General features: G+C 69.6%; 13 protein-coding genes. 7 read left to right on the forward strand and 6 right to left on the reverse strand.

From position 1 onward, the window contains the following. The coding region (gene sglT, locus D7X32_RS40945; protein WP_120607940.1) for a type IV pili motility protein SglT at positions 1 to 605 on the reverse strand (605 nt) is incomplete at its 3' end. Positions 606 to 797: 192 nt separating this feature from the next. On the opposite strand from sglT, the gene D7X32_RS40950 reads away from it, so the two are divergent. Genes D7X32_RS40950 through D7X32_RS40960 form a run of 3 tightly spaced genes read left to right on the forward strand, consistent with a single transcriptional unit; the run spans position 798 to position 2,707 of the window. Next, positions 798 to 1,739, forward strand: a complete 942-nt coding sequence (locus D7X32_RS40950; RefSeq protein ID WP_120607941.1) for an alpha/beta fold hydrolase — start codon at positions 798 to 800, stop codon at positions 1,737 to 1,739. Positions 1,740 to 1,763: 24 nt separating this feature from the next. Further along, entirely contained in the window at positions 1,764 to 2,204 is a 441-nt protein-coding gene (locus D7X32_RS40955) for a hypothetical protein (protein WP_244239463.1), read from the forward strand. Beyond that, positions 2,201 to 2,707, forward strand: coding sequence for a hypothetical protein (locus tag D7X32_RS40960; RefSeq protein WP_120607943.1), 507 nt, complete (start codon positions 2,201 to 2,203; stop codon positions 2,705 to 2,707). Before D7X32_RS40955 ends, D7X32_RS40960 begins: the two co-directional genes overlap by 4 nt. A 63-nt stretch (positions 2,708 to 2,770) precedes the next feature. Here D7X32_RS40960 and D7X32_RS40965 read toward each other — a convergent pair whose 3' ends face one another. Genes D7X32_RS40965 through D7X32_RS40975 form a run of 3 tightly spaced genes read right to left on the reverse strand, consistent with a single transcriptional unit; the run spans position 2,771 to position 5,942 of the window. After that, complete coding sequence (locus tag D7X32_RS40965) at positions 2,771 to 3,967, reverse strand: class I SAM-dependent rRNA methyltransferase (RefSeq protein WP_120607944.1); 1,197 nt, start codon at positions 3,965 to 3,967, stop codon at positions 2,771 to 2,773. Continuing rightward, entirely contained in the window at positions 3,964 to 4,803 is an 840-nt protein-coding gene (locus D7X32_RS40970; protein ID WP_120607945.1) for an HAD-IIB family hydrolase, read from the reverse strand. The genes D7X32_RS40965 and D7X32_RS40970 overlap by 4 nt, the downstream gene beginning before the upstream one ends. After that, positions 4,800 to 5,942 (reverse strand): hypothetical protein, encoded by a 1,143-nt coding sequence (locus D7X32_RS40975; protein WP_120607946.1) that lies wholly within the window; start codon positions 5,940 to 5,942, stop codon positions 4,800 to 4,802. The genes D7X32_RS40970 and D7X32_RS40975 overlap by 4 nt, the downstream gene beginning before the upstream one ends. An 88-nt stretch (positions 5,943 to 6,030) precedes the next feature. Between D7X32_RS40975 and D7X32_RS40980 the strand changes: the two genes are divergently transcribed. Genes D7X32_RS40980 through D7X32_RS40995 form a run of 4 tightly spaced genes read left to right on the forward strand, consistent with a single transcriptional unit; the run spans position 6,031 to position 8,489 of the window. Next, positions 6,031 to 6,972, forward strand: a complete 942-nt coding sequence (locus D7X32_RS40980; protein ID WP_120607947.1) for a magnesium transporter CorA family protein — start codon at positions 6,031 to 6,033, stop codon at positions 6,970 to 6,972. 34 nt (positions 6,973 to 7,006) lie between these two features. Further along, the gene (locus tag D7X32_RS40985) at positions 7,007 to 7,792 is read left to right on the forward strand and encodes an alpha/beta fold hydrolase (protein WP_120607948.1); all 786 of its coding nucleotides are present in this window, start codon (positions 7,007 to 7,009) and stop codon (positions 7,790 to 7,792) included. A gap of 34 nt (positions 7,793 to 7,826) precedes the next feature. Next, the gene (locus tag D7X32_RS40990) at positions 7,827 to 8,096 is read left to right on the forward strand and encodes a carboxymuconolactone decarboxylase family protein (RefSeq protein ID WP_120607949.1); all 270 of its coding nucleotides are present in this window, start codon (positions 7,827 to 7,829) and stop codon (positions 8,094 to 8,096) included. 60 nt (positions 8,097 to 8,156) lie between these two features. Beyond that, positions 8,157 to 8,489 (forward strand): carboxymuconolactone decarboxylase family protein, encoded by a 333-nt coding sequence (locus D7X32_RS40995; RefSeq protein ID WP_244239464.1) that lies wholly within the window; start codon positions 8,157 to 8,159, stop codon positions 8,487 to 8,489. A gap of 2 nt (positions 8,490 to 8,491) precedes the next feature. Here D7X32_RS40995 and D7X32_RS41000 read toward each other — a convergent pair whose 3' ends face one another. Both D7X32_RS41000 and D7X32_RS41005 read right to left on the reverse strand, forming a co-directional pair. After that, positions 8,492 to 8,872 carry a hypothetical protein gene (locus D7X32_RS41000; RefSeq protein ID WP_120607951.1) on the reverse strand — a complete coding sequence of 127 codons (381 nt, stop codon included), beginning with the start codon at positions 8,870 to 8,872 and terminating at the stop codon, positions 8,492 to 8,494. Positions 8,873 to 8,908: 36 nt separating this feature from the next. After that, positions 8,909 to 9,082: membrane dipeptidase (locus tag D7X32_RS41005; protein ID WP_199747221.1), on the reverse strand; the 174-nt coding region annotated here is incomplete at its 5' end.

Consider the following 9,082-nt stretch of genomic DNA (forward strand, 5'->3'; position numbering starts at 1 on the left):
GCCGCCGCCCGGCCCACCTGGGGAAGGTTGCGATGGAAGGTCGCCCCGGCATCGTCGATGACCTCTAAATCGCCCCCGGCCTCCGCGACAGCGGCGGCCAGCGCCGCCCGGGGCACCCGGGTGTCCTCCGCCCCCACAATCACCAGCAGCGGACACGACAGTCTCACGAGTGACAGCGGGTCCACATCCGGCGCCACCAGACACAGTCCGCCCACGGCCGGGTGCCGTTCCTGGAGCGCCAGCGCCACCCGGGCCCCGCCGTGCAGCGACGCCACCGCGAGCGCGGACGTGCCCGCGTTCTCCAACGCCACCCGCATCGCGGCCTCCGCGTCCTCCACCAGCGCCCCGCCGGTGCCCCGGGCGCCCTGGCTGGCCCCCACGCCCCGGTGGTTGAAGCGCAAGGAGGGAAAGCCCGCACGCGCCACCGCGAAGGCCAGCTCCGCCGCCACGACGTGATCCATCCCGCCCCCCTCTTCCGGCCGGGGCGGGAGGATGAGCAGCGGCGGCGATTTCTGGCCCCGGTGCACCGTGCCCTCCATCACCGCGCCGTCCGAGCCCACCGGGATGAGCGTGGAGCGCTCCAGGAACTGACCTTTCTGGACCATGCCCCCACATTAGCCGCCCCGCTGGAAGCACCCGGGCCGGTTTCCCGCCCCGTCCCCTGCCGGACGCCCCGTATCGCAGCGCGTTACACACATTCCGTCACCTGCTCGCAACTTTTGGGCGCTTCGGGTGAGAATGGATCAACGCAGCAAGCAATCTCTCCCCCCTTCAAAAATCCGCAGGAGCCTCAAGCCATGGGAACCATCGGGCGCACCTCCAACAACAACATCGCGCGCACCACCACGACGGGTGCGGCCAGCACGACTCCTGCGGCGAAGCCGGCCACCGCGGCGGCCACGGCGAAGCCCGCCAACACCGTGAAGGACGGCTTCGAGGCCAAGGCGACGAACAGCGCGGTGCGCACCGCGGCCCCCACGGGCGTGTTCACCGCTCCGGCGGGCGCGAAGGACAAGGCCTTTGACGGCAAGATCATGGGCAAGGGCGGGCAGGCCTTCGACGCCAGCACCCCGCTGAGCCAGATCCCCGCCTACGAGCCCAAGGGCGGCGTGAAGCAGCCCGGCACCATCATCTACGTGAACGGGATGATGACGGACAAGGCGGGCCAGGAGACCACGATGCAGGCCATCGCGGACAAGACCGGCCAGAAGACCATCGGCATCCACAACTCGACCGAGGGCTTCTTCAAGGACCTGGGCCAGTGCGTGACGGACAAGATGGACAAGGGCAAGAACCCGGCCGTGGATACGCTGGCGGACTCGCTCTACACCGAGCTGAAGGCCGGCCGTGACGTGCACCTGATGGCGCACAGCCAGGGTGGCCTCATCACCTCGCGCGCGCTGAACGACGTGGCCAAGCGGCTGCGCATTGAAGACGGGTTGTCCCCCGCGCAGGTGCAGGAGAAGCTGGGCAAGGTCTCCGTGGAGACCTTCGGCGCCGCGGCGGCGACCTACCCGGACGGCCCCAAGTACGTCCACTACGTCAACGACAAGGACCCCGTGCCGGGTCTCTTCGGCCTGGGCACCAGCGGCAAGGGCCCCCTGGACCTGCTCAAGCACGCCGGCAAGGACGCGAAGATCCGCTACTTCTCCGAGAAGAGCATCTTCTCCGGCGCGCACAACATCAACGACACGTACCTCAACCAGCGCGTCCCGTTCGACCAGGCCCGCGCCGGCTAGTTCTCAACTGGAATTGGGACTGGTATGACTGCACGTATGACGCTCGAAGAAGCCCAGCGACTGGTGCAGTCATTCATCCGGGCCCACGGAGGCGATGCACAGGCCTCCGGGCTGAACGCGAAGGGATTTGGCGGCGCCGCGCTTGGCGACGCGCAGGTCTACTTCGAGCATGTGAAGGACTCGGGGGCGCTGAAGTGCAGCGCCCTCATCTACCGCTTCCGCGACGCGCCCCGGCCGGGCGTCATCGACGGCTTCCGTGACGAAGAGAAGAAGGGCACGGACGCCGGCGGCGGCAAGGTGGACTACGAGACCGAGAACAAGAGCCTCTTCCTGAGCCGCACGTACGGCGTGGTGCCGGCGGAGCAGCAGTTCAAGGAAGACGTCGACCGGCTCGTGGAAGCCAGCCTCGTGTGGGGCGACGAGGTCTTCAACCGCGTCGCGGACCGCGTCATCCCCGCGAAGTGATCAGCTCCTTTACCAGCAAGCTGCAGTGGCTGCTGTCCTCCATGGGCATGGCGCGTCCGGCGCCGCCCGCGGGTGGACCGATGACGCGCGACGCGGCCCGGCAGCTGGTGAAGTGGTACCTGGAGTCCCAGGGTGCCGGCGTCACCGAGGGCCTCAACGCGCAGGGTCTGGGCGGGATGATGAACGGCGAAGGCCAGTACGCCTTCGAGCACGTCGAGTCCCCGCCCGCGCTCAAGTGCAGCGCCCTCATCTACCGGTTCCGTGAGCCGCCCAAGCCCGGCATCATCGAGGGCTTCCGGCAGCAGCAGGAAGAAGGCACGGACACGGGCGGCGGCAACGTCGACTTCGAGCCCGGCAGCGGCAGCCTCTTCCTGACCCGCACCTACGAAGTCGTGCCGGACGGCCGCGAGTTCACCCGCGACCTGGACCGGTTGGGCAAGGCCAGCGTCGTCTGGGGCAAGGACGTGCTGGACCGCGTGGCCCACCAGGTCTTCGGCACCTGAGCGCTCCCGTGCACCACGGGAGGCGCGCCTCATGACAGGCGCGCCCCGGGGCCGGGCAGTCCGCTACACCGCCTGCATCACGTAGAACTTGAGGTACTTCCCTTCCGGGAACTGCAGGCGCACGGGGTGATCCGGCGGCTGGTAGCGCTCCTCCACCAGCGCCAGGTCCACGCCGGCCTTGAAGCCCGCCTCGCGCACGGCGCCCATGAACATGTCCCCTGTCACGCGCGCGGAGCACGACGCCGTGGCCAGCAGGCCTCCGGGACGCAAGAGCGCCAACGCCTGCCGGTTGAGCGACGCGTAGCCGTCCACCGCGGCCTCCACCGCGCGCTGGGTCTTCGCGAACGCGGGCGGGTCCAGGATGATGAGGTCGAACGTGCGACCCTCCTCCTTGAACGACTGGATGAGGGCGAACACGTCCGCCGCCAGGAAGTCGTGCTTCGCCGCGGGCAGCCCGTTGCGCGTGAAGTTCTCGCGCGCCAGGGCGATGGCCTCCGGGTCCTGATCCACGGAGAAGACGCTGTTGGCTCCGCCCAGCGCCGCGTTCACGGAGAAGCCTCCGCTGAAGCTGAAGCAGTTGAGCACGTCCCGTCCCTGCCCCAGCCGGCGGATGAGGTGGCGGTTCTCCCGCTGATCCAGGAAGAAGCCCGTCTTCTGCCCCTTCCACGCGTCCACCAGGAAGATGGCGCCGCGCTCGCGGATGGGGATGAGCTCCGGGGCCTCCTCGCCCCACAGCATCTTCCCGCTGCCGCGCCCGTCGTCCTCCTCCACGTCGTCGCGCCCCACCTCGTCACGGCCGAGGATGCCCTTGAGGCCCGGGACGCCCGCCTTCAGCGCCTCCACGATGAGGGGGCGGTAGGGCGTGAGGCCCGCGGAGTACAGCTTCATCACCGCCCAGCCCGCGTACAGGTCCACCACCACGCCGGGCAGGCCGTCGCCCTCGCCGTGGATGAGGCGGTAGCTGTCCGTGTCCTTCAGGTCGATGAGCGCCGTGCGCGCGGCCAGGGAGCGCTGCACGCGCTGGGTGATGAAGCGCGAGTCCACCGTCTCGCGCGAGTCCCGCGTGAGCACGCGCACCGCGATGGCCGAGTGCGGATCGTAGTACCCGCGCGCGACGAACTTCCCGTTCTCCGTCAGGTCCACCACGCTGCCGGCCGGAATCCGCGGCATGTGCTCCAGGGCCTTGCGGAACACCCACGGGTGCCCCGCACGCAGGTGACGCCCCAGGCCTCGGGCCAGCTCCAGCTTCACGACATTCACGTTGAAACTCCTCGACTGCGGGCCGTCCGGCGGCGGGCGAGGAGGGCACGAGCCAGCTCCTCGAAGCCCCGCCCCTCGGGCGCCCGGGTGATGAAGGCCGGCTGCGCTTCAATGCGGTCCAACACCGCGCGCACGTTGGCCACGCCCACGCCCAGCTTGAACGCCTGGAACATCGGAGCGTCGTTGAAAGAATCCCCCACGTACACGTACCGGCCGTCCGCGGGGTCCAGCTTCTCGCCCCATGCCACCTTCGCGAAGCGGCGCGACGCGGAGAGCTTGTCGAAGCGGCCCAGCCAGCAATTGACGTGGACGGACGAACGCACCGCCGTCACGCCCCGGGCCCGGAGCAGCGACTCGATGCAGGAGGCCCCGTCGTCGCCCAGCCGGGCCTCTTCGTTGTAATCCACGGCCAGGTCCACTTCCGTGTAGCGGCTGTCCACGGACAGCCGCGCGCCGGGCACCTGGGCGAGCACGCGCTGGACCTCCTTCTCCAGCCGCTGGCGGTTCGCCACGCGCTGGGCGGGCGGCTCCAGGTACACCTTGCGCAGCTGCCCCTTGGCCCCCTTGAGGAAGAACAACCCGCCGTTCTCCACCACGACGCCGTCCACGGGGAGCTGCCGGGCCCACGCCTCGCCCCACCCCGCCGGACGGCCGCTCACCAGCACCACGCGCAGGCCGGAAGCCGACAGCTGCTCCAGGGCCCGCACCGTCTGGCTGCGCAGCTTGTGGCCCGTCGTCAGCGTGCCGTCCACGTCGGTGAAGACACCCCGCACACCGGACAGGTCCGCCTGCCGCAGGGGGCGCGGCTCCACGGCCTTCGTGTTCACGTCCGTCACATCACGTCCAGTTGCGCGAGCTGGGACTGGAAGGACTCGATGGTGGAGAGCAGCTCCGGGCCGGTGAGCGTGGCGAGCTTCAGCTTGCGCGCCTTGCGCAGGAACGCGTCCATGGTCGCGTCCCGGCCATAGAGCGACTGCGCGCTGGCCGCGGCCTCCGCCAGCGCCTTGGCGGACGCGACCGGATCCTTCGTCGACTGGGCCAGCGCGCGCTCCAGGCGCACGCCGCACGCGGCCCACACCTCGCGGTCGTGGAGGATGAGCAGCTGGCGCTGGTTCACCGCGGACAGGCTCCGCACCAGTTCATCCAGCCCTTGCGTCACGGTGAACAGCCGCCCCTGCTCCGGGGTGGACTCGAGCGCGAGCGCGCCAATCTCCGCGCGGGCCTCGACGATGTGGCGCTTGTCCTGCGCGCGCAGGTTCCGGTACGCGGCGGTGCGGCCGAAGGCGTCCAGCTCCGTCTGGAGCTGCTGCGCGTTCCACAGAATCTCCTCCGGCTTCGCGTCGCGCACCTTGTTGAGCCGCGCCGCGACGATGCGGGACAGGTCGGACGTGATGGCGCGCACGGTGACGGCCGCCTTCACCTCCGCCTCGTAGCCGGGGACCACCTGGGCGCGCGACACCTCGCCGAAGGTGCTCGCGGACTCGAAGACCAGCTGGCTCATCTGTTCGCGGTAGTCGGACCGGAAGCGTTGGATTTCCGCCAACAGCTGCCAGCGGTCGCTCACCACGGACGGGTTGCGCATGGCTTCACCCAGTTGGGTGATGCTCTGGGCCAGCCGCCCCATGCCCTCCTGGAGCATGGCCGGCACGTCCCCGGGGCCCTTGCGGGACGCGGACGGCGGCGGCGTACCGGGGAACTGCTCCCGGATGACGTTGAGCAGCGCGTTGACGTCCATCACCGTGTCGCGGATGACGGGCGCCATCTCCTCCCACAGCGACAGGTCGGGGCTGGCGTCGACGACGGGCGTCTCGTACTTCACCAGGTCCAGGTCGCTCAGCCGGGAGATGGCCTGGGCCGCGGCGAGATACACCGCCCGCAGCCGCGCGGAGAAGGCGCGGTCGGGCAGCGACTGGAGGATTTGTTCGAGCCTCGGGGTCAGGGAGGCCGGCGGGGGATTCTCGGCGGCAGCGGACACGTTGACCCCACTCTACCGCTCGACATCGCGTCCGGGGAGTTCTAGCAAGCATCCGGGGCCGGTTGGGCGGCCCGGGGAGTCCACGGAAATGATCCAGGTCTGTCTGTGGGAAGACGGCAGGGCTGTTTCAGGGGGTGAGGAGCTGCTCGACCGGCCGGGGCCCAAGTGGATCGACGTCCTGGAGCCGGACGCGGAGGTGATGGGCCGGCTGGCCGAGCGCTTCCAGTTGCACCGCCTGGCGGTGGAGGACTGCCTGCACCTGGACCAGCGGCCCAAGCTGGAGGAGTACCCACACCATCAGTTCATCGTGTTGCAGGGTTTCAGCTGCGGGCCGGACGTCACGGAGCTCACGCTGCACGAGCAGCACTTCTTCCTCGCGCAGGACTGGCTCATCAGCGTGCACGCGCTGAAGCTACCCAGCCATGAAGCCGTCGTGCGGCGCGTGCGGGACGACCCCGCGGGCACGCTGGGCCGGGGCGTGGACGTCGTCCTCTACCTGCTCACGGACGCGCTCGTGGACGCGCAGTTCCCCATCATGGACGACTTCAGCGACCGGCTGGACGACCTGGAGGACGCCATCTTCGCCCAGCCGGATCCGGAGCACCTCCAGCGTATCTTCCAGCTCAAGCGCGCGCTGGTGACGCTGCGCCGCGTGCTGTCCCCGCAACGGGACGTGGTGGGCATGCTGTCACGCCGGGGCATCCCGCAGATTCAAGAGAAGACAACGCTGTACTTCCGCGACGTCTACGACCACCTGGTGCGGCTCTACGAGCAGATCGACGCCAGCCGCGACGTGGTGGGCAACGCGATGGACGGCTACCTGTCCATGGTGGCCAACCGCACCAACGACATCAGCAAGCAGCTCACCATCTTCGCCACGCTCTTCCTGCCCCTGTCCTTCATCGTGGGGTTCTTCGGGCAGAACTTCGACCAGTTGTCGAAACCGGGCTGGTACACCGCCATGTGGGTGACCATGGTGGGCTTCCCCGTGGGGCTCGTGGGCTGGTTCAAGTACAAGAAGTGGATCTGACGCCGCATCGGGATGGGCCGCGAGGGAGGAACTCATGCTGACGATCGCCGTGGATGGGATTCCGCTGCACTACCGGGACGTGGGCCAGGGGCTGCCGGTGTTGCTCCTGCACGCCTTCCCGCTGGATGGCTCCGCGTTCGACCGGCAGGTGACCGCGCTGTCCGGGCGCTACCGCTTCCTCGTGCCGGACCTGCGCGGCTTCGGGCAGAGCCGGCTGGGTGAAGGCCCCACGGAGATGCGGAAGCTGGCGCAGGACGCGCTCGCGCTGCTGGACGCGTTGAACATCGACGCGGCGGTGGTGGGCGGTGTGTCCATGGGCGGCTACGCGGCCCTGGCGCTCCTGCGCGAGGATCCAGGCCGGGTGCGCGGGCTGGTGCTCGCGGACACGCAGTGCACCGCGGACGACGCCGCCGGACGGGACAAGCGCGAGGCCACCGCGCAGCAGGCGCTGAAGGAAGGCACGGCGTCCGTCGTGCAGGGGCTGGTCCCCAAGCTGGTCCACGCGGGGCCGGAGTCCCCGGTGGGCCGCGAGGTGACGAAGCTGGGACTGTCCGTGTCACCGGAGTCCATCGCCGCCGCGCAGCGGGGCATGGCGCTGCGGCTGGACAGCAAGGACCTGCTCGCGCGCTACGCGGGGCCCGCGCTGGTCGTGGTGGGCGAGCACGACGCCGTGACGCCCCTGGCGAAGGCGAAGCAGATGGCGGACCTGGTGCAGGGCGCGCGGCTGGAGGTCATCCCCGGCGCGGCGCACCTGCCCAATCAGGAACAGCCGGAGGCCTTCAACACGGTGCTGGACAGCTTCCTCGCGTCGCTGGCCTGATGGGAGTCCCCGTCCTCCGCCAGGGAAGTGCGCGATGAAGAAGTCCCCCGCTCCGGAAAACCTGTACCTGCCCGACGTCGAGTCGCACGAGTCCGACGGGCACTACGGGAAGATGATCGCCATGGCGCGGGCCGGAGGAATGGTGCCGCCGGGCATCTGGCACCTGTTCGCGTTCAAGCCGCGCATGACGGACGCGCTGTCCGCCTTCACCCACGAGGTGATGCGTGGCCCGTCCCCGCTGTCGGCCGGACTGCGGGAGCTCATCGCCGCGTACACGTCGCGGCGCAACGCCTGCGTATTTTGAACGGGCTCTCACGCCGCGGTCGCGGCGGAATTGCTGGGCAGCACGGAGTGCGTCCAGGCAGTGCTGGACGATGTGAAGACGGCCCCCATCCCGGAGGCCGAGAAGGCGTTGTTCGCCTTCGTGGACCGACTCAATGACGCCCCCGGAGACGTGCGCCGCGAGGACGTGGAGCGCCTGAAGGCGGCCGGATGGACGGACGAGGCCGTCTACGACGCGGTGTCCGTCTGCGCCCTCTTCAACTTCTACAACCGGTGGATTGACGGCACCGGCGTCCAGGGTCTCTCACCGGCCATGTACGACCGGTCCGCGAAGCGCATGGCCGCGGGCGGCTATCTGCCCGCGCCGCCGCCCGGTACTCCCCCGCCGTCCTCCAGTGGGGAACCGGAGCGCTGAGCTCAGGGCTGGCAGACGGCCTGCGAGTCCTGCACGGCGCACGACGAGCAATCCTTCGTCTTCACCAGCACGCCCTGCTGGCACGTGAGGAGCGCGGCGCCGTTCGGGCTGCACACGCCCTTGCCTTCCGCGTCCGTGGCGCACCCGTCGTTCTCCTGGTTGAGGGACGTGTCGCACCGCACGCTGTCCGCCAATTCGCGGCAACCCAGCGGCCCACGGCATGCCAGCGGACGCCAGGTGCCGTTGCGGCACTCCAGCGCCTGCGCGTCGTCCTGGCACACGTAGTCGCCGCCGTCACACGAGTCGCCCGAACCCGGCCCGCCACAGCCGGAAAGAAGGAAGAAACCGACGAGGGACAGGAGCGCGAGGGGAAGACGGTTCATGGGTGCCGGCGACTCTTCGCGACAGGTTTTTCGCTGTCAACCGCCGCCTAACGTCTCGCGGAAGTAACGCCGGAAGTTGCCACCCATCACACGTTCCACCCACGACTCCGGGTGTCGCTTGAGCAGTGCTTCCGTGAGGCGGGGCAGGTCCGTCACGTCCCGCATGCCCCGGGGCAGCGCCACCATGCCGTCGTAGTCCGAGCCCACGCC

This window comes from Corallococcus carmarthensis, assembly GCF_003611695.1.
Classification (GTDB): domain Bacteria; phylum Myxococcota; class Myxococcia; order Myxococcales; family Myxococcaceae; genus Corallococcus; species Corallococcus carmarthensis.